Raw genomic sequence first — 19,401 nt, forward strand, 5'->3', positions numbered from 1 at the left:
ATGGAATTTCAAAAGTTTAGCCATTACATATAGAGTTAGAGTAAAAGGATTTTCAAAAAGGTGGGCCGATTTCCTCCTTAAATCAATTAAGGTATACCTGCATGTTAAGTAAAAAAAGCACCCTGTTTTTGTACGCTTTACCTTTTATTATTAGTTTACTTTCTTACTTTTTTCAGTTCAGTTTCATAAATGAAGTTACTGGAAATAACGGAATAGGGTTGATAGTAACAGGCATCTTGTCACTGTATTTTATCGTCATAACGTTACTCGCTTTTAGTTTAAAAGAAGCAGTCATCCCATTACTGTCGTTAGCTATACTGGCTCTGATGTTTTTACCAGTTAGACAAAATATTTCTGTCGTCAGCACTTTAAAATCAGATTCCAAAATCTATTGGGTAGAGCGCTCGTATTTCACGAGCTTTTTGAGTGTTCATAAAGCCAATAATGAAATTATAATGAAGCCTGAAAGAGTCCGTCTAATAGAAAATATTGTTTACGAGGCTCAGCTTAAAACCATTGAAGGGGAAGTTTACTTAGTCTACAAAGAAAAAAAGGATGACCCTGACATTTCAGAAAAAATCTAAAAATGACTAAATTACAGGTTCGAATCCTTGAAACATTAAAATTTAATAACTTTAATGTTTATTAAGAACTTTAATGTACGCCGACAAAAGGGCCTTTCGGCCCCTTTCTTATTTATTCGACTGTTACACTTTTCGCTAGATTACGAGGCTGGTCCACATCGGTGCCTTTTATCAGAGCTACGTAGTAAGACAGCAGCTGCAAAGGAACGGTATAGACAATAGGCGCTATCACTTCGTCGCAATGGCAGACGTTAAGTACGGTTAACGAGTCATCACCTTTGAAGCGGGCGTTTTTGTCAGCAAAAACGTACATCAAGCCGCCGCGGGCGCGAACTTCTTCAACGTTGGACTTCAGTTTTTCCAGCAAATCGTTGTTCGGTGCCACAACAATAACCGGCATTTCCTCATCAATAAGTGCGAGAGGACCGTGCTTTAACTCACCGGCGGCATAGGCTTCGGCGTGAATGTATGAAATTTCTTTCAGTTTTAAAGCGCCTTCCATAGCAATAGGGTATTGGTTACCACGCCCCAGGAACAGACTATGCTCTTTGTTGGCAAAGTCCTGCGCTAACTCTTCAATTTCATCAGCCAATGACACCGCTTCTTCCAGCTTGGTTGGTAAAGCTTGCAGGGCATGAACTACGGCTTCTTGCTGCTGCTCTGGCATGCCCCGGTATTTACCAATGCCTAAGGTCAGCATCAACAGGCCGGTTAACTGAGTAGTAAAGGCTTTGGTCGACGCCACGCCAATTTCCGCGCCGGCGCGGGTTAAAAACGCCAAGTCAGATTCGCGTACCATAGACGATGAACCCACGTTACAAATGGTCAGGCTGCCTTTATAACCAAGTTTTTTCGACAACCGCAGTGCAGCTAGGGTGTCCGCTGTTTCACCGCTTTGTGAAATGGTTACCAACAAACTATTCGGGTGAACATAGGACTTGCGGTAACGAAACTCTGAGGCTATTTCGACATTGCACGACACATTCGCCATCGATTCCAGCCAGTAGCGCGCCACCATGCCCGCATGGTAACTGGTACCACAGGCAACTATTTGAACGTGTTCAATGTCTTTTAAAATACTCGCCGCATCTTCACCAAAAGCGTTATCCAACACGGTGGTTTCGGACAAACGGCCTTCCAGTGTATTACGCACGGCAATAGGCTGCTCGTAAATTTCTTTCAGCATAAAATGCCGATACTGGCCTTTACCACCCGCATCGTAGCTAACGTCAGATTCAACAACTTCGCGCTCTACCGCGTTGCCTTCAGAATCGTAAATGTCGATATCAGTGCGGTTAATGTCTGCAACATCACCTTCTTCCAGGTAAATAAACTGACGGGTGACTGGCAATAGAGCGAGCTGATCGGAGGCAACAAAGTTCTCGCCAATACCCACACCAATAACCAGAGGGCTGCCAGAACGGGCAACCACTAAACGCTCCGGGTATTGGGTGTCCATAACCACGGTGCCGTAAGCACCTTCCAGCTGACGTACTGCTGATTTAACCGCAGCCAATAAGTCGCCATGAGTTTTACGTTCATGATGAATTAAGTGAGCGATTACTTCGGTGTCAGTCTGCGAATTAAAAACATAGCCTTCGGCTTGAAGCTCTTCGCGCAGGCGTTCGTGGTTTTCAATAATGCCATTATGAACCACCGCAATTTCATCTTCAGAACGGTGAGGGTGAGCGTTCGCTTCCGTAACCCCACCATGCGTAGCCCAACGTGTATGGGCAATACCAATAGTGCCGTCTAAGGGGTTCTTGTCTATGGCGTCTTTTAATTCCTGTACCTTACCGGTACGGCGTACGCTTTTAAGGTGATTATCAGCGTCGATAACAGCCACACCCGCCGAGTCATAACCCCGGTATTCCAGTCGTTTTAAACCTTCCAGCAAAATACCTGTTACCCGACGTTCCGACGTGGCGCCTACAATACCGCACATAAGTTAACTTCCTTTTTTCGACTGTGGACGTTGCCATCCGCTGATATTACGCTGCTTGCCCCGGGCAACAGCCAGTTCTTCGTCCGCCACCGCCCGGGTAATGACCGAGCCGGCGCCAACAGTTGCATTCTTACCAATGGAGACAGGCGCAACCAGAGAGCTGTTTGAGCCTATAAAAGCGCCATCACCAATTTCGGTCAGTGCTTTATTCACACCATCGTAATTGCAGGTAATGGTACCTGCACCAATGTTTGCGTATTCACCCACCTGGGTGTCGCCCAAATAGGTTAAATGGCTGGCTTTAGAGCCTTTACCCAGGCGACTTTTTTTCATCTCGACAAAGTTTCCGACCTGCGCTTCATCTGCAAGTTCCGCTCCTGGTCTCAAACGCGCGAAAGGACCGACTTTACAGCCTTTCGCCACTTTTGCGTCTTCAATATGGGAGTTCGCGCGAATAACGGTGTCATCACCAATAACAGAGTTTCTTATGACGCAATTTGGTTCAATAACAACCCGGTCACCCAGAACCACATTGCCTTCAAACACTGCGTTAATATCAATAGTGACATCACTGCCGGCACTCAGTTTACCGCGACAATCGAAGCGGGCAGGGTCAATTAAGGTGACGCCCTGGGTCATGAGCTCTTCAGCCTGACGCTGCTGCAGTGCTCTTTCTAAAGAGGCTAATTGCTGACGGTTATTGGCTCCTTCGACTTCCTGAGCGTTGTCAGGCTGTGCAGTGGCAATATTAACGCCTTCCCGCGCGGCCATTGCGACAATATCGGTCAGGTAATATTCTTTTTGCGCATTATCGTTACTTAAGTTTTCCAGCCAACTTTTTAGCTTGTCGCTGTCGGCAATCATAATGCCGGTATTCACTTCTTTAATAGCTAATTGCTGAGCGTTGGCATCCTTTTGCTCAATAATGCCGGTTACGCTGCGACGTTCATTACGCACGATGCGGCCATAGCCTGTAGGCTCGGCAAGCGTCATAGTCAGCAGGCCAAGCGAAGTGTTCGCGCTGGCTGTTACCAGTTTAATTAAGGTGGATTCGGTCAGCAGCGGCACGTCACCATACAAAATAATGACCTTTTCACTGCTTTTCAGGTGTGGAATAACCTGCTGAACCGCATGGCCTGTACCTAATTGTTCGCGTTGTTCAACCCAGGTTAAGTCATCACCTGCTACCGCTTGTTTAAGCTGATCGCCGCCATGGCCGTAAATTAAATTAATGGCGTCGGGCTTCAGTGACCTGGCTGTATCAATAACATGCTCTACCATAGGTTTATTAGCCACTTTATGCAGCACCTTAGGTAGCTCCGATCGCATGCGAGTTCCTTTTCCTGCGGCCAGAATAACAACGCGTAACTTCATATTAATGGATCCTTAATTCAGTATCGCTGGCGTAAGCCTTATGACATTAGCTTATTGTAACGACAAAAAAGGCCCTGTTGCACTAACAACAAGGCCTTTTACGTATTTTAACGCAGAAGTTTTAGCGCTTAAGCTTACGAATAATATCGATTTGAGCTAACGCACGCGATAGCTCAGCAATAGCTTCTGCATAGGTCACATCAGAACCTGAATCGGCAATGGCTTCTTCAGCGCGTTTTTTCGCTGCTTCGGCTTCCTGCAAGTCAAGTTCGTCACCACGAACAGCAACGTCCGCAAGAACAATAACGTGACCAGGCTGTACTTCTAACACACCACCGGCAACATACAGAAGCTCTTCGTCGCCCGCTTCACTGACATAACGAACCATACCTGGTTTGATTTTAGTCAGCAGGGGCGCGTGACCTGGGTAAATACCCAGCTCACCTTCGCTACCAGTGACCTGAACCGTTTGTACAACGCCTGAGAACAATTTGTCTTCAGCGCTGACAACGTCCAGATTTAATGTTTGTGTTGCCATTCAAACCTCCCGGTCGGTTACAGGTTTTTGGCTTTTTCTACCGCTTCTTCGATGGTACCAACCATGTAGAAGGCCTGCTCTGGCATATCGTCGTATTCGCCATCCAAAATGCCTTTAAAGCCGGCAATAGTATCTTTCAAAGATACATATTTACCTGGAGCACCAGTGAATACTTCGGCTACGAAGAAAGGCTGCGACAAGAAGCGCTGAATTTTACGAGCACGAGATACTGACAGTTTGTCTTCTTCAGACAGCTCGTCCATACCCAGAATCGCAATAATGTCTTTCAGCTCTTTATAGCGTTGCAGTACTTCCTGAACACCCATTGCTGTGTCGTAATGCTCATCACCGATAACCTGTGGGTCCAACTGACGTGACGTTGAATCCAGCGGGTCAACCGCAGGGTAGATACCCAACGACGCGATGTCACGGTTAAGTACAACGGTTGCATCCAAGTGAGCAAAGGTTGTTGCCGGAGATGGGTCGGTCAAGTCATCCGCTGGTACGTAAACGGCCTGTACAGACGTTATTGAACCTGTCTTAGTAGAGGTGATACGTTCCTGCAGAACACCCATTTCTTCGGCCAGAGTAGGCTGATAACCAACCGCTGAAGGCATACGGCCTAACAGTGCTGATACTTCTGTACCGGCCAAGGTGTAACGGTAGATGTTATCAACGAAGAAAAGCACATCGCGACCTTCGTCACGGAATTTCTCAGCGACAGTCAAGCCCGTTAAAGCAACACGTAAACGGTTACCCGGTGGCTCGTTCATCTGACCATAAACCAGTGATACTTTATCCAGAACGTTTGAATCGTTCATCTCGTGATAGAAGTCGTTACCTTCACGAGTACGCTCACCAACACCAGCGAATACTGAGTAGCCGCTGTGCTCGATAGCGATGTTACGGATAAGCTCCATCATGTTAACGGTTTTACCAACACCAGCACCACCGAACAGACCAACTTTACCACCTTTAGCAAACGGGCAAATCAAGTCGATGACTTTGATACCTGTTTCTAACAGTTCGTTCGTGTTTGATTGTTCTTCGTAGCTTGGTGCGGCACGGTGAATCGACATTTTCTCATCTTCACCGATAGGGCCCGCTTCATCAATTGGGTTACCCAATACATCCATAATACGGCCCAGGGTTTTCTTACCCACTGGAACCATGATTGATTCACCGGTGTTTTCAGCGGTGACACCACGACGCAGACCGTCAGTTGTACCCATTGCGATGGCACGTACGATTCCGCCGCCCAGCTGCTGCTGAACTTCAAGAACCAAACCTTCTAAGCCACCTTCGGTCACTTTTAGTGCGTCGTATACTTTTGGTACAGCGTCTTGTGGAAATTCTAAATCCACAACGGCGCCGATAATTTGTACGACCTTACCTTGACTCATGACGTTTCCTCTAACTCTTCAATTCTGTTAACCGTTGCCGCGTTATACCGCTTCGGCGCCGGACACGATTTCCGAAATTTCTTGCGTAATTGCTGCCTGACGCGCCTTGTTATATCGCAATTGTAATTGGTCAATAATGTCTTCGGCATTGTCGGTTGCAGCTTTCATAGCAATCATCCGAGCGGCTTGCTCACTAGCAAAGTTATCCACTACGCCTTGGTACACTTGCATTTCTACGAAGCGACGAATTAGCGTATCTAGAATACTTTCCGGACTCGGCTCATACAGGTAATCCCAGCTACCTGTCTGTACTTCTTCTTCCGATCCTGCTTGCGGCAATGGCAACAATTGATGAATGGTCGGCTCCTGGGTCATCGTATTCACAAATTTGTTGAATACAACGTACAAGCGATCGATTTTGCCTTCTTCAAAAGCATCCAGCATAACCTGGATTGAACCAGTGATTTCTTTCAGTTCTGGCTTATCACCCATACCTGAAAATTGCGCTTTCAACTTACCAAAGCGCTTGAAATAACTGGTTGCTTTGCTGCCTATAGCGGCAAAATCCGCTTCAACATCCTGCTCTTTCCACTCGTGAGCGTGTTTAACGACTTTCTTGAATTCATTACCGTTCAAGCCGCCACACAAACCACGGTCAGTAGACACAACGATGTAACCCACACGCTTAACCTGACGTTCTTCCATAAATGGATGACGATATTCGAGGTTACCGCGCGCCACATGACCAATCACCTTGCGAATGGTGTCCGCATAGGGGCGACTTGCCTCCATACGTTCCTGCGCCTTTTTCATTTTCGACGCAGCGACCATTTCCATAGCACTGGTGATCTTCTGAGTATTACCGATACTCGAGATCTGAGTTTTTATCTCTTTACCGCTGGCCATGACGATTCTCCTGTTAACTCAACGACAAATGGCCGCTACCGCGGCCAGGTGCGATTACCATGATTGCGTTTGCTTGAATTTCTCAAGCGCGGCTTTCAGTTGCGCATCAATGTCGTCGTTATAGTTGCCAGTTTTATCAATCTCAGCCATTAGCTCGGCGTATTCGCTCGCCATGAAAGATTGCAGAGATTCTTCAAAATCCATGATTTTGTCAATTTCTACGTCTTTCAAGAAGCCTTTTTCAACGGCATAAATTGATACAGCCATTTGAGCCACGCTCATAGGCTTGTACTGTTTCTGTTTCATCAGTTCGGTAACACGCTGACCGTGCTCTAACTGTGAACGAGTCGATTCATCAAGGTCAGATGCGAACTGAGCGAACGCCGCCAATTCACGATACTGAGCCAGGGCAAGACGGATACCGCCACCCAGTTTCTTGATGATTTTCGTTTGTGCTGAACCACCAACACGTGAAACCGAGACACCAGCGTTAACCGCAGGACGAATACCTGAGTTAAATAAGTCAGTTTCAAGGAAGATCTGACCATCGGTGATAGAGATAACGTTAGTCGGTACGAATGCCGATACGTCACCTGCCTGAGTTTCAATGATAGGTAAGGCAGTTAATGAGCCGGTCTGGCCTTTCACTTTACCGTCAGTGAATTTTTCTACGTAGTCAGCGTTTACACGCGCAGCACGCTCAAGTAGACGAGAGTGAAGGTAGAAAACATCGCCAGGGAATGCTTCACGACCCGGAGGACGACGCAACAACAGTGAAATTTGACGATAAGCAACAGCCTGTTTAGACAGGTCATCGTATACAATCAAAGCGTCTTCACCGCGGTCACGGAAGTACTCACCCATGGTACAACCAGAGTAAGCTGCCAGATATTGCAGGGCTGCCGATTCAGAAGCAGAAGCTGCAACTACAATGGTGTTTTCCATTGCGCCGTGCTCTTCTAACTTACGTACAACCGCTGAAATGGTTGAGTTCTTCTGACCAATGGCTACGTAAACACACTTAATACCAGAATCTTTCTGGTTGATAATAGCGTCTACTGCTAAAGCCGTTTTACCTGTCTGACGGTCACCGATGATAAGCTCACGCTGACCACGACCAACCGGAATCATCGAATCGATTGATTTGTAGCCTGTTTGTACTGGCTGATCAACTGATTGACGTTCGATTACGCCCGGTGCGATTTTCTCGACTGGCTCATAGCCGTCAGCTTCGATAGGACCTTTACCGTCGATAGGCTGGCCTAGTGTGTTAACCACACGACCCAACAGTTTTTCGCCAACCGGAACTTCCAGAATACGACCTGTTGATTTTACTTTGGTGCCTTCCTGCAAGTCTGCATAAGGGCCCATAACAACCGCACCAACAGAATCACGTTCAAGGTTTAGTGCGATAGCGTAACGATTACCAGGTAGCTCAACCATTTCACCTTGCAGACAGTCTGCAAGTCCGTGGATGCGAATGATACCGTCTTGAACAGACATGATGGTACCTTCGTTGCGAGCTTCGCTGGTGACTTCGAACTTCTCAATTCGCTGTTTGATCAGTTCTGCGATTTCATTTGAATTCAATTGCATGCTCAAGTCCCCAATTAGGATTGCAGTGCGTAAGCAAGTCTGTCGAGCTTGCCGCGCAAGGTGCCGTCAATAACGGTATCACCAGCTTCTATAACAAGTCCGCCAATAATGGACTTGTCGACACTGCAGTTCAGCTTAATTTTGCGTTGCAGGCGCTTCTCAAGTGCTTTAATCAAAGCCGTTTGTTGTGCTTTCAGCAGTTTAACTGCTGACTTAACATCTACAGTGACTTCTTTGTCATGTTCAGCACGAAGCGTCTGATAGAGCTCACTAACTGCTGGTAGCACTGGCAGACGTTCATTTTCAGCCAGTACTTTAACGAAGTTCTTAGCGCTGTCGTCGAGCTCGTCGCCGCAAACACCCAAGAAAACCTCTGTTGTTTTCCCAACAGTCGAGGAGCTACTCAAAAATGAGGCAATAGTCTCGTCTTGCGCTACCGCAGCAGCGAAGCTAAGCATTTCTGCCCACTTATCGAGCGCTCCCTGTTCTAAAGCAAAATCAAAAGCTGCTTTTGCGTAAGGGCGAGCGACCGTAGTCAGTTCTGACATAAGCTCAAACCCCTTTATTAAAGTTCAGCGACCAGTTTTTCAACAATGTCACTATGAGCGTCTTTATCAATTTCACGCTCAATGATTTTCTGAGCCCCAGACACCGCTAATACGGCAACTTGCTTGCGCAGCTCTTCGCGAACGCGATTGCGTTCAGCAGCTACTTCTTCATGTCCGGCCGCAACGATTTTTTCACGTTCTTCGTGGCCACGTTGAGTTTCTTCCTCAACAATTTTAGCACCACGTTTTTTCGACTGTTCAATGATTTCAGCGGCTTGCTGTTTAGCTTCTTTGAGCTGCTCGGCAATTTCTTGCTGGGCTTTCTCTAAATCTTTTTGAGCACGTTCACCAGCATTAAGGCCGTCAGCAATTTTCTTCTGACGTTCCTCAATAGCCTTGATGATCGGTGGCCATACAAATTTCATGCAGAACCACACGAACACGGCAAACGCGATCGATTGTCCAATTAGAGTAGCGTTGATATTCACAACGGACCTCCTTCAGTTGGTGACCGTCGAATAACGATTAGCCTGCTACCTGGGTTAAGAATGGGTTCGCAAACGTGAACAGCAATGCAACAGCAACACCGATCATCGCGATAGCATCGATAAGACCTGCAACGATGAACATTTTAACTTGCAGCTGTGGTGCCAGTTCTGGTTGACGAGCAGCAGCTTCCAGGAATTTACCACCCAGAATACCAAAGCCCAGGGCAGTACCCAGTGCAGCCAGACCGATCATGATTGATACAGCGATAGCAGTAAAAGCAACTACAGTTTCCATTGATTTCTCCAGTTTTTCAGTAGATTAAAGTTAAAAGTAAAGCTAAAAACTTTTGTTTCGAACACTAGTGTTCAGATGACGCCATGCTTAAGTAAACAATGGTCAGCATCATGAAAATAAACGCTTGCAATGTAATAACCAGAATATGGAACACTGCCCACGCAAAGTGCGCCGGTAGCTGCCAGAATCCAATCATTGCAATTAGAATAAATATCAATTCACCTGCATACAGGTTACCGAACAAACGCAGTGCCAGTGACGCTGGTTTTGCCAATAACGTGATACTTTCCAGTACAAAGTTCACTGGTATTAATGCCCAATGATTAAACGGGGTGAAAGTCATTTCTTTAGCGAAACCTTTCACGCCTTTGTATTTGATTGAGTAGATAATAATTAGCGCAAATACGCTTAAACTCAATGCAAAGGTTGTATTCAGGTCTGTTGTTGGTACCACTTTCATGTACACGTCATGCGGGTCGTCAACAAAGCCTAACCAATAACCACCATACATAGCAGCTGTTGGTAACCAGTCAACCGGAATTAAGTCCATCAGGTTCATCAGGAATATCCAGACGAAGATGGTTAATGCCAGAGGTGCTATCAGTTTATCTTTACCGTGAAAGGATTCTTTGACGCTGTTGTCAACAAACTCGACAATCATTTCGACAAAGCATTGCCATTTACCAGGTACCCCAGCAGAGGATTTTTTAGCTACTCTGCGGAAACTCCACAGAAACAGCACACCCAGTAACACGGACCAGAAGATAGTATCGACGTTCACCGCCCAGAACCCTTCACCAACCGTCCAATTTTGGAGGTGATGCTGGATATACTGAGTCGGAGTTTGTTCTCCACTTATCATGTTGTTTCCCAGTTAGGTTGATTTTAAAAATAAAACCGGTGCTATCCACTGCATGGTGACGGCGATGACAAAACCGACCAATAACCACACAGGATATAAATTTGTTACCAGCAATGCGATTGTTAACAACACTGCTGTAAGCAGTAGCTTAACGCCTTCGCCTAAAAAGAAACTTTGTACAACTTTCTGATTAGCGCGCGCTCCTGCGTGTCTAAAAGCGATAAGTGCAAATAGAGCGCTTGGTATTACGGCGGTTAATCCGCCACACAGAATACCCAAAGCCGACTGTGTATTTGAAACTGCTATCGTGACAAGTGCGGCTATCAAAACCGCTATAAATTGTGTACCTACAACTTTTCCTGCCAGCTTTTTACCTACCGCATTAAGTGCCTGTGTCACGACTAAAACCTTTTAACTGGCGGCTATTTTTTTGAGGCTTTCAACCAGCCACAACGAAACTCGCGCTAGTATAAAGATCTGCCATGTAATTGCAAACAAATTTGCCTGTAGGCGACGGTTTCTATGCCATTTAACAAAAGTTCTACAACAATCAATGCATTGGAAATTATTATTTGATGTGAGTCAGAATTCCGTCCAGTTCGTCTAGGTTGGTGTAACTGATAACCAGTTTACCTTTTCCTTTACGACCATGATTAATGGAAACTTTGGCTCCCAGGGTCTCAGACAACTTGGTTTCTAAATGTTCAATATTAGCGTCTGGCTCTGGTTTTTCGGTTTCTTTGGGAGGGTCAATTGTACGTCTGACGAGTTTTTCTGCGTCACGTACGGTCATATCTTTTGCGACAATCTGTTGTGCTACATCGGCTTGTTGTTCACCTTCCAGCGCAAGTAACAACTTGGCATGACCAAGTTCAATATCACCACGCTCCAGTAAAACTTTAACGCCGTCCTGCAAGTTATTCAGACGCAGCAAATTGGTCACTGTAGTCCGTGATTTACCGACTGCCTGAGCAACGTCCTGGTGAGTCATCTGAAACTCGACCAACAAACGTTGTAACGCAGTGGCTTCTTCCATCGCGTTTAAATCTTCACGCTGAATGTTTTCAATTAACGCGATAGCCACAGCAGCTTCATCGGGCACATCTTTAATCAGGCAAGGGACCAGATCAAGTTTTGCCAGCTGCGCTGCACGCCAGCGACGCTCACCCGCAATAATCTCATATTCGTCTTTGCCAACAGGGCGTACAACAATGGGCTGGATTATCCCCTGAGCTTTTACCGAAGCGGCTAAATCTTCCAAAGCTTCGGGTGACATGTCTTTACGAGGTTGATAACGGCCAGGCTTTAAAAACTCAACCGGCAGCTTCTGTAACTCACCTTTAACTTCTTCCGTCACTTGCTCTGATTGACGGTCAGAGTTTTGCTGATTACTGGTCAGTAAGGCATCCAGACCGCGACCTAAACCTCGTTTTTTTGCCGACATGATTCGCTTTATTCCCTTGTTATGATTCTTTTGCTACTTCTTTACGATTTTCAGAACGTCGGATAAGTTCACCCGCTAAAGCCAAATAGGCCTTTGACCCGGTGGATGACTTGTCGTAGTACATAGCCGGCGCACCAAATGAAGGCGCTTCGGCTAAACGGACATTGCGTGGAATAACGGTCCGGTAAACTTTTTCACCAAAGTGGTTTTTAAGCTGTTCTGAAACATCGTTAGCAAGACGATTACGCGGATCGTACATAGTCCGCAAAATACCTTCAATTTCCAGTCCGGGATTAACCACGTCGGCCAGCTGGCGAATGGTTTCCATTAATGCGGTAAGACCTTCCAGTGCATAATACTCGCACTGCATGGGCACCAGAATCGAGTCAGCGGCGGCCATGCCGTTAACGGTCAGCATATTCAGTGATGGCGGACAATCGATAAAAATATAGTCGTAAGTATCCTGAACGGCTTTAAGCGCATTACGTAAACGCAATTCGCGCGCAAAAACTTCCATTAACTTAATTTCTGCAGCCGTAGCATCGGCATTAGCTGCAATTAAATGGTATTTACCGTTAGTGTCTTTTACGGCAACGTCGCCGACTGGCTTTTCTTCAATCAGCAATTCGTAAATAGTATTTTCGACATCGTACTTATCAACGCCACTACCCATAGTCGCGTTACCCTGAGGGTCCAGGTCAATCAACAACACTTTGCGACGGGTAGCAGCCATGGACGCAGCTAAGTTAACTGCTGTGGTTGTCTTTCCTACTCCGCCTTTTTGATTCGCAATAGCAATGGTTCTAGCCACGGGTTTTATAACCTCTTGTTGTTGTCGGATAGTCGACTGTCGGTTGTTTTATGACCGTTTGCTTATAATGACGATATGCCGGCTCGCGTCAATGCCGGGAACGTTAATTTGCTCAATACTTTCAATTTTATATTGCTCGGGCAACTGCTCCAGTTCGTCTTGCGGATACAGCCCTTTCAACGCATAAAACCGACCGTTTTCAGCCGGTAAATGTTCACACCACGAAAGCATATCATTAAGCGAGGCAAAGGCTCTACTGATTACACCATCAAACTGCTTTTCATCCTGATAGTCTTCCACCCGCGCCTGCACAGCCGTGACATTGGTTAGTTTTAGCTCATGACAAACCTGACGAATAAAACGGATGCGCTTGCCTAAACTATCGAGTAAAACAAATTCTTTATCCGGTTCGGCTATGGCTAAGGGTAAACCCGGTAACCCTGGCCCTGTGCCTACATCAATGAAGCGCTGCCCGTGTAAATACTTACGAACAGCCAGGCTGTCCATAATATGTCGGGGCAGCATATCCTTCGGATTTCTCACGCTAGTCAGGTTATAGGCTTTGTTCCACTTATCCAGTAACCCTACTAACGCCAGTTGTCGCTCAATCTGTTCTTCTGACAGGTCTATTTGTGCTTGATCTAATAATCCCTTTAACTGCTCTTTCACATCGCTTCCTTAAGCACTTTTACGTAATAAACCCTGTTTTTTCAGGTGAACCAACAACATTGAAACAGCTGCCGGAGTAATTCCGGAAATACGCGCGGCTTTACCAACGGTCTCAGGCTGATGGTCATTTAATTTAGCAACCACCTCGTTCGATAAGCCCTTAATTTTAGCGTAATCGAAAGGCGAGGGCAGTAAGGTATTTTCATGACGCTGTTGTTTTGCTATTTCTTCCTGCTGACGCGTTATATAACCCGCGTATTTAATTTGAATCTCAACTTGTTCTGCCGCTAAAGGATCGTTTAACCCTGGCGCAAAAAAGTCGGTTTTGGCTAAATCTTTGTAATGAATTTCCGGGCGGCGTAACAGCTCTTCGCCACTCACTTCTTTGGTGACAGGGCTTTTGACCAGCGCGTTAATTTGCTCTACAGATGCATGATCTTTATGCACCCAGGTAGTTTTTAAGCGTTGTTTTTCCTGCTCGACTGATTCCATTTTCTTATTAAACGCGGCCCAGCGTTCATCATCCACTAAACCGAGATTACGGCCAATTTCAGTTAATCGCATATCGGCGTTATCTTCACGCAGCAACAGGCGATATTCGGCGCGCGAAGTGAACATACGGTAGGGTTCCTGAGTGCCCAGAGTCGATAAATCATCGATCAACACACCCATGTAGGCCTGATCGCGTCGTGGTGCCCAGGATTCTTTATCCTGCGCCTGCAATGCGGCATTTAAACCAGCAATAAGCCCTTGTGCACCGGCTTCTTCGTAACCTGTTGTACCGTTAATCTGGCCAGCGAAGAACAAACCGTTAATGACTTTGGTTTCCAGAGATTGTTTCAGATCTCGTGGATCAAAGTAATCGTATTCGATCGCATAGCCGGGACGTGTGATATGCGCATTTTCGAAGCCTTTAATTGATTGAACCAGACGCTGCTGAACGTCAAACGGCAAGCTGGTTGAAATGCCATTAGGGTAAATTTCAAAGGTATCTAAGCCTTCAGGTTCAACAAAAATTTGATGCGAACCTTTGTCAGCAAAACGGACAATTTTATCTTCAATTGAAGGACAGTAACGTGGTCCAACGCCTTCAATCACACCAGAATACATGGGTGAACGATCAAGCCCTGAACGAATAATCTCGTGGGTATTTTCGTTGGTATGCGTGATGTAACACGGAATCTGCTGTGGATGATCAGAACGAGAACCCATGTAAGAAAATACCGGGGTCGGGGTATCACCCGGTTGTTCCTGCATAACGGAAAAGTCGACACTGTGGCTTGCGATACGTGGTGGTGTGCCGGTTTTTAAGCGCTCAACTCGTAATGGCAATGCACGTAATCGTTTAGCTAACGCGTTTGATGGAGGATCGCCTGCGCGACCGCCCTGGTAGTTATCCAGACCAATATGAATTTGTCCGCCGAGGAATGTTCCTACGGTTAGCACCACGGTTTTTGCCGTGAATTTAAGACCCATTTGGGTAACAACGCCAGTAACGCGATCGTTCTCGACGATCAAATCGTCACAACCTTGTTGAAATATTGACAGATTTGGCTGGGTTTCCAGTGCGTAGCGGATCGCTTGTTTGTAAAGCTGTCGGTCAGCTTGAGCTCTGGTCGCGCGCACTGCAGGGCCTTTGGATGAATTCAGTGTTCTGAATTGAATTCCGGCTTTGTCAGCTGCTTTGGCCATAACGCCGCCAAGTGCATCGATCTCTTTTACTAAATGACCTTTTCCTATTCCCCCAATGGCTGGGTTACAGGACATTTGCCCTAAAGTATCAATATTATGCGTAAGCAATAGGGTTTTAACACCTAAACGAGCGGCGGCTAACGCAGCTTCTGTTCCGGCGTGTCCTCCACCGACAACAATAACGTCAAAGTGTTGTTGGCTCTGTTGTGACATGCAAAGTGACCTTTGTTTGAAGAATAGGAAGTTAGCCGGTTATTTTAACGCGATTTCACTTAAATCTAAATGGTTAAATTTCGTTCAGTGCTGTTAAAGATCTTAAAGAAGATCAGTAAAGGATCTTATTTAGATCTTTTATTACTATTACTACTAGTCAGCGGATTTCTGTGAATAGATCGCTGAAGCCCTTTTTTTATATATCCTGGAGTAAGATCACTCTTTGTAGATAAGTGACCTTGAACCGGGATCATAGATCGTGGATAAGTAGGGTAGTTATACACAGATCAGTTTATCCCCAGTGTTATACCCACTTCACTGACAGTGCTTAAGTGATCTTATTCCAACCTTAGTCACAAGCTGAAATCCTTGTGCACAAGCCTGTGGGTATGATCACAGAGCCTTTACAGCATCAGCGATCGCGGGCAGCCAGTTTAACGTTTTCTCTTCCGGATCGTCTTCCAGCATATCAATTTCTAAACGATCGGTTATTTGAGTTCCACCTAATTCCTGTAAGCGTTTATCACAATGTCGACCGGCTTCACAGAAGGTGTCATAGCAGGATTCACCAACAGCCACCACGGCATAGTTCAGTCCGGCTAAATCAGGACTTTGGGGATCATTTATTTCGTCGTAGAAATCGAGCATGGAGTCGGCATAATCACCTGCACCATGGCTGGCAAGAAAAATTAACCAGGGTTGATCGCTGGGCAGCTTCTCAAACTCCGGTTCGTAATGGAGTTCGGTTTCAATGCCCTGCTGATTTAACTTTTCGCTGACAGTATCGGCTAAAAACTCGGTATTTCCGGAGGTTGTACCCACTAAAAGATGTAAAACGGTCATAAAATTTCTAACTCATTTGCTACTATTAAAAACACGAGAATCATACAGGAGAACCCAAATGGTAAAAGCTCTGGTTAATGTATTAGTCGCTTTTAGTGTAGCAATAGTTTCAACGAATGTTTTTGCAGGCATTGAGTCACCGAAACAGGTGTCGGATAAGTTATGGGTGATGGGCACACCATCAAACGAGCAATTGACTGACTTTGCTGATGAAGGTGGTGATGTGGTGATTAATCTGCTGTCGCAGAAAGAAATGACCGACAGTGAGGAAGCCGCAGTGGTTACCCTTAATGGTATGGCGTATTACCATGTTCCGGTAAATGGAGCTGATGGAGTAACGCTTGCTAACGCACGCCTGGTTGATCGTATTTTATTAGAGAACAGCGATAAAACCGTGCTGGTTCATTGTGCTTCCAGTAACCGCGTTGGGGCGTTAATGGCATTGCGTGCCGGCTGGTTAGATGGCATGTCAGTAGAAAACGCGTTGGAAGTTGGACGCGAGCATGGAATGACGTCTCTGGAAGATAGAGTGAAGTCGATGCTTTCAGAACAGTAAAATGAATTGCAAAGGTACTACAGAAGAGAAAAAGGCCAGCTCATGCGGATGAACTGGCCTTTTTTCACGGTACCATCGTTATTTTAAGTGCTCTTTCAGCAATTCCGGTTGGCGATCCGGTGTGAATATTTCAATCCAGTAGCCATCCGGGTCTTTAATAAAGGCAATGCCTTTCATTTTACCGTCGTTCGGGCGTTTTTGAAATTCTACGCCCATTTTTTCGAAGCGCTCACAAGCGGCATCAATATCTGGTACGGCGAAACCTATGTGACCAAAGCCTTTAGGCTCTTCATTACCACTGTGATAAGACACTGAGTCGTCGTTCTCGTCACCCCAGTTGTGAGTCAGTTCCAGCATGGCCGGTCGACCAAAGGTCTGTTCAATGCGCTTGTCGTGGTCGGTTGACCAGCCTTTACGTTGTTCAGGCGACATGGCAGCCATGAAATACAGCGTAAACTCCATTTCCGGGAAGTCGAAGCGCTTAACTAATGTCATGCCCAGAACTTCACTGTAGAATTTTAAGGTGCGCTCGGGGTCTTTAATACGGAACATAGTCTGGTTAAACACAAAGTCGTGTGTTGCGGGGTCATGTTGTTCAGACAGACCCTTGGCTTCATCAAAATGTCTGCTCATAATGTCATCCTTAGTCGGTTCATTGAGTAACTGTTGTTACACTATGTATTGGGTTTAGCTGGAGAGAGTTCAAGTCGTGAGCTGGGCGGTTTATCTAATTAAATGTGCAGACAATACGTTTTATACCGGTGTCACAACTGACATTGAACGGCGTGTGAATGAGCATAATACGGACGATAAAAAAGGAGCTAAGTACACCAGGGCGCGTCGTCCGGTGGCACTTGTCTGGAGTGAAGAGCACCCGAACCGAACTAAAGCATGCCAGCGTGAATATGAAATTAAACGTTGGCCGCGCGCTAAAAAGGTTGAGTTAACCGGTGGAATTTAACCGCTTTTGGCCGGTTAAAAGGTGCCCGAGAATGGCGTTTTTGTCTTTCATTCCCAGTTTGTCGCTAATTTGGGTGAGCTTGATTACGCGATGGTAGAAACGTGCTTTACGTCGATTGTACTGGCTTTCGGTGAGTTTTGTTTTATTCAGCTGGTCAATTTCTTCGGTCAGAGTTTGCAGTAAGCTTTGATAACGCGCTTTTAAATTGGTTGGATAAATAAGCCGATAAGCAATTAACGAAAGTAGGGGGGCGGCAACGACTGCCAGAGCAATACTCGCTGAATGACCAAGATGGAACGAATAACCTATAGAGGGCTGCATTAACAGTAGAAAGACCAGGTTGAAATCCATACTGCCGTTCGCCGTTTTTTGATGAGCCATAGGGAAACCCGCCAGCAAAATAACCGGCATTAAAGCAACCAGCATCCATAAAATGGAATCCTGATATTGCCAGACCGTTGCCTGAATAAGTACTGCTGTTAGCGCGCCGGCACACTGCCCGAAAAACACATATCTCATGGTTAATGCCGGATTGTCTGCGGTGGAGAATAGCGTCAACATAACTGAAGCACCCAGCATTAAATAAGCGAATTGAAATAATTCGGTATACCACCAGCTTGCGCCAATGAGCCCCATAATAACTAAAGTGCGTATGGCGGCCTGGCGTGCACCCAACCAGTCGCGATGCAAAATGGTTTTGCTGAGTAAGGTGGAAGTGGCTGTTTTGCCTGAATCACGAAAAGATAACCGGTCGTTGGTTGCTTCAACAAATTCATGAAAGCGTTTTTTCAATGCGGCGTTTTTAATGGATTCTAGAGCATTTTTTAGAGGTTCTACAATTTCGGAACGTTTAGCGGAAGCATTTAATTTATTTGACGCTTCGAGTAAGTAATCGCTTACTTTTTGGTTTTTTTCTGGCTCCTGAATATTCAGTTCAGCCAGAAACCCCAATTGGCTGTTAATAACTACGCGTAACGTTTTGGCCGATTCATGAGCACTAACAGAGCCGGTACCGTGATCGAGTAACTGGGCTTCCAGGGTCGCCAGTTTTGATAACTTATCGGCAAGGTTTAAATCGTTATTGTCCGGTTCGGCGAAGTAGCGGCTAATATCGTGTAAATTAACTGCAGTTTGGCGACGAAGCTGGTTAATTAAGCTTTGTTCGGCTCGTTTATAAGTAAAAGCCCAGCCAATAACGAGCGATGTCATAATGCCGACAAAAACCGTAAGTAAACGGTCAACCCCCAGAGGCATGAGTGCGTCTGAGCTTTGTGTTAATAACACCACCATGGACGCTGAATACCCCGCAAGTATGGTGCCGTAAGAAATAAGACCATGCAGCAAATTACCTGTGTAGACACAAAGCGATACCCACAGAGTTAAGCCTGCCACCAGCCAAATGATCTCGCCACCGGCAGAAACCACCAGCACCATACCGAACATAGTCCCTAAAAGAGTGCCTAACGCCCGGTATGCGGCTTTTTCTATAAGAAGACCACGAGTTGGCTGGGAAACAGCCCAAACCGTCATAGCAGACCATTGAGGATGCTCTAGGCCCATAGCCCAGGCAATAATAAGAGATAAGCAGGCAGCAACGCCGGTTCGAAAGCCAAACCGCAGGCGAACGTAGTCAAACCCCCATTGCGCTAACTTGTCTTTCACTGGTGCTCCTT

The 19,401-nt window shown here is 46.0% G+C and carries 21 protein-coding genes; 3 read left to right on the forward strand and 18 right to left on the reverse strand.

What is annotated here, in order from left to right; genetic code table 11:
- Window positions 1–101: 101 nt before the first annotated feature.
- Window positions 102–584 carry a hypothetical protein gene (locus tag ACN0TF_RS05715; protein WP_417441145.1) on the forward strand — a complete coding sequence of 161 codons (483 nt, stop codon included), beginning with the start codon at window positions 102–104 and terminating at the stop codon, window positions 582–584.
- Between the two features lie 112 nt (window positions 585–696).
- Here ACN0TF_RS05715 and glmS read toward each other — a convergent pair whose 3' ends face one another.
- The 16 genes from glmS to ACN0TF_RS05795 all read right to left on the reverse strand — a co-directional run bounded on the left by glmS (window position 697) and on the right by ACN0TF_RS05795 (window position 16,211).
- Window positions 697–2,529 (reverse strand): glutamine--fructose-6-phosphate transaminase (isomerizing), encoded by a 1,833-nt coding sequence (gene glmS, locus ACN0TF_RS05720; protein WP_417441146.1) that lies wholly within the window; start codon window positions 2,527–2,529, stop codon window positions 697–699.
- 3 nt (window positions 2,530–2,532) lie between these two features.
- Complete coding sequence (glmU, locus tag ACN0TF_RS05725) at window positions 2,533–3,903, reverse strand: bifunctional UDP-N-acetylglucosamine diphosphorylase/glucosamine-1-phosphate N-acetyltransferase GlmU (RefSeq protein WP_417441147.1); 1,371 nt, start codon at window positions 3,901–3,903, stop codon at window positions 2,533–2,535.
- A 121-nt stretch (window positions 3,904–4,024) separates the two neighbouring features.
- Complete coding sequence (locus ACN0TF_RS05730; protein WP_011235841.1) at window positions 4,025–4,441, reverse strand: F0F1 ATP synthase subunit epsilon; 417 nt, start codon at window positions 4,439–4,441, stop codon at window positions 4,025–4,027.
- A gap of 17 nt (window positions 4,442–4,458) precedes the next feature.
- Complete coding sequence (gene atpD / locus ACN0TF_RS05735) at window positions 4,459–5,844, reverse strand: F0F1 ATP synthase subunit beta (RefSeq protein WP_417441148.1); 1,386 nt, start codon at window positions 5,842–5,844, stop codon at window positions 4,459–4,461.
- A 42-nt stretch (window positions 5,845–5,886) separates the two neighbouring features.
- Window positions 5,887–6,750, reverse strand: a complete 864-nt coding sequence (gene atpG / locus ACN0TF_RS05740; RefSeq protein WP_417441149.1) for a F0F1 ATP synthase subunit gamma — start codon at window positions 6,748–6,750, stop codon at window positions 5,887–5,889.
- Between the two features lie 54 nt (window positions 6,751–6,804).
- Window positions 6,805–8,346: a F0F1 ATP synthase subunit alpha gene (atpA, locus tag ACN0TF_RS05745; RefSeq protein ID WP_011235844.1), complete on the reverse strand. Its 1,542-nt coding sequence runs from the start codon at window positions 8,344–8,346 to the stop codon at window positions 6,805–6,807.
- 14 nt (window positions 8,347–8,360) lie between these two features.
- Entirely contained in the window at window positions 8,361–8,894 is a 534-nt protein-coding gene (gene atpH / locus ACN0TF_RS05750; RefSeq protein WP_417441150.1) for a F0F1 ATP synthase subunit delta, read from the reverse strand.
- Window positions 8,895–8,911: 17 nt separating this feature from the next.
- Window positions 8,912–9,382, reverse strand: coding sequence for a F0F1 ATP synthase subunit B (gene atpF, locus ACN0TF_RS05755; protein ID WP_417441151.1), 471 nt, complete (start codon window positions 9,380–9,382; stop codon window positions 8,912–8,914).
- A 37-nt stretch (window positions 9,383–9,419) separates the two neighbouring features.
- Window positions 9,420–9,677 carry a F0F1 ATP synthase subunit C gene (atpE, locus tag ACN0TF_RS05760; RefSeq protein ID WP_011235847.1) on the reverse strand — a complete coding sequence of 86 codons (258 nt, stop codon included), beginning with the start codon at window positions 9,675–9,677 and terminating at the stop codon, window positions 9,420–9,422.
- A 64-nt stretch (window positions 9,678–9,741) separates the two neighbouring features.
- Window positions 9,742–10,539 (reverse strand): F0F1 ATP synthase subunit A, encoded by a 798-nt coding sequence (gene atpB, locus ACN0TF_RS05765; RefSeq protein WP_153849330.1) that lies wholly within the window; start codon window positions 10,537–10,539, stop codon window positions 9,742–9,744.
- A 12-nt stretch (window positions 10,540–10,551) separates the two neighbouring features.
- Complete coding sequence (locus ACN0TF_RS05770; RefSeq protein WP_114981839.1) at window positions 10,552–10,938, reverse strand: ATP synthase subunit I; 387 nt, start codon at window positions 10,936–10,938, stop codon at window positions 10,552–10,554.
- Window positions 10,939–11,107: 169 nt separating this feature from the next.
- Window positions 11,108–11,983 carry a ParB/RepB/Spo0J family partition protein gene (locus tag ACN0TF_RS05775; RefSeq protein ID WP_153849331.1) on the reverse strand — a complete coding sequence of 292 codons (876 nt, stop codon included), beginning with the start codon at window positions 11,981–11,983 and terminating at the stop codon, window positions 11,108–11,110.
- Between the two features lie 19 nt (window positions 11,984–12,002).
- Complete coding sequence (locus ACN0TF_RS05780; RefSeq protein ID WP_417441152.1) at window positions 12,003–12,794, reverse strand: ParA family protein; 792 nt, start codon at window positions 12,792–12,794, stop codon at window positions 12,003–12,005.
- A gap of 48 nt (window positions 12,795–12,842) precedes the next feature.
- On the reverse strand, window positions 12,843–13,463 hold the full coding sequence (rsmG, locus tag ACN0TF_RS05785) for a 16S rRNA (guanine(527)-N(7))-methyltransferase RsmG (RefSeq protein WP_255801546.1): 621 nt from the start codon (window positions 13,461–13,463) through the stop codon (window positions 12,843–12,845).
- 9 nt (window positions 13,464–13,472) lie between these two features.
- Window positions 13,473–15,368, reverse strand: a complete 1,896-nt coding sequence (mnmG, locus tag ACN0TF_RS05790; protein ID WP_153849332.1) for a tRNA uridine-5-carboxymethylaminomethyl(34) synthesis enzyme MnmG — start codon at window positions 15,366–15,368, stop codon at window positions 13,473–13,475.
- Between the two features lie 393 nt (window positions 15,369–15,761).
- Entirely contained in the window at window positions 15,762–16,211 is a 450-nt protein-coding gene (locus tag ACN0TF_RS05795) for a flavodoxin domain-containing protein (RefSeq protein ID WP_011235854.1), read from the reverse strand.
- A 58-nt stretch (window positions 16,212–16,269) separates the two neighbouring features.
- On the opposite strand from ACN0TF_RS05795, the gene ACN0TF_RS05800 reads away from it, so the two are divergent.
- Window positions 16,270–16,767, forward strand: a complete 498-nt coding sequence (locus tag ACN0TF_RS05800) for a beta-lactamase hydrolase domain-containing protein (protein ID WP_011235855.1) — start codon at window positions 16,270–16,272, stop codon at window positions 16,765–16,767.
- 78 nt (window positions 16,768–16,845) lie between these two features.
- Here ACN0TF_RS05800 and gloA read toward each other — a convergent pair whose 3' ends face one another.
- Entirely contained in the window at window positions 16,846–17,400 is a 555-nt protein-coding gene (gloA, locus tag ACN0TF_RS05805; RefSeq protein WP_417441153.1) for a lactoylglutathione lyase, read from the reverse strand.
- A 76-nt stretch (window positions 17,401–17,476) separates the two neighbouring features.
- On the opposite strand from gloA, the gene ACN0TF_RS05810 reads away from it, so the two are divergent.
- Window positions 17,477–17,728, forward strand: a complete 252-nt coding sequence (locus ACN0TF_RS05810; RefSeq protein ID WP_011235857.1) for a GIY-YIG nuclease family protein — start codon at window positions 17,477–17,479, stop codon at window positions 17,726–17,728.
- Here the strand turns inward: ACN0TF_RS05810 and ACN0TF_RS05815 are convergent.
- Window positions 17,711–19,390, reverse strand: coding sequence for an FUSC family protein (locus tag ACN0TF_RS05815; protein ID WP_417441154.1), 1,680 nt, complete (start codon window positions 19,388–19,390; stop codon window positions 17,711–17,713). The genes ACN0TF_RS05810 and ACN0TF_RS05815 overlap by 18 nt on opposite strands.
- Window positions 19,391–19,401 lie beyond the last annotated feature (11 nt).

It is taken from the genome of Idiomarina sp. (assembly GCF_048265525.1).
In the GTDB taxonomy this organism is placed as follows: Bacteria; Pseudomonadota; Gammaproteobacteria; order Enterobacterales; family Alteromonadaceae; genus Idiomarina.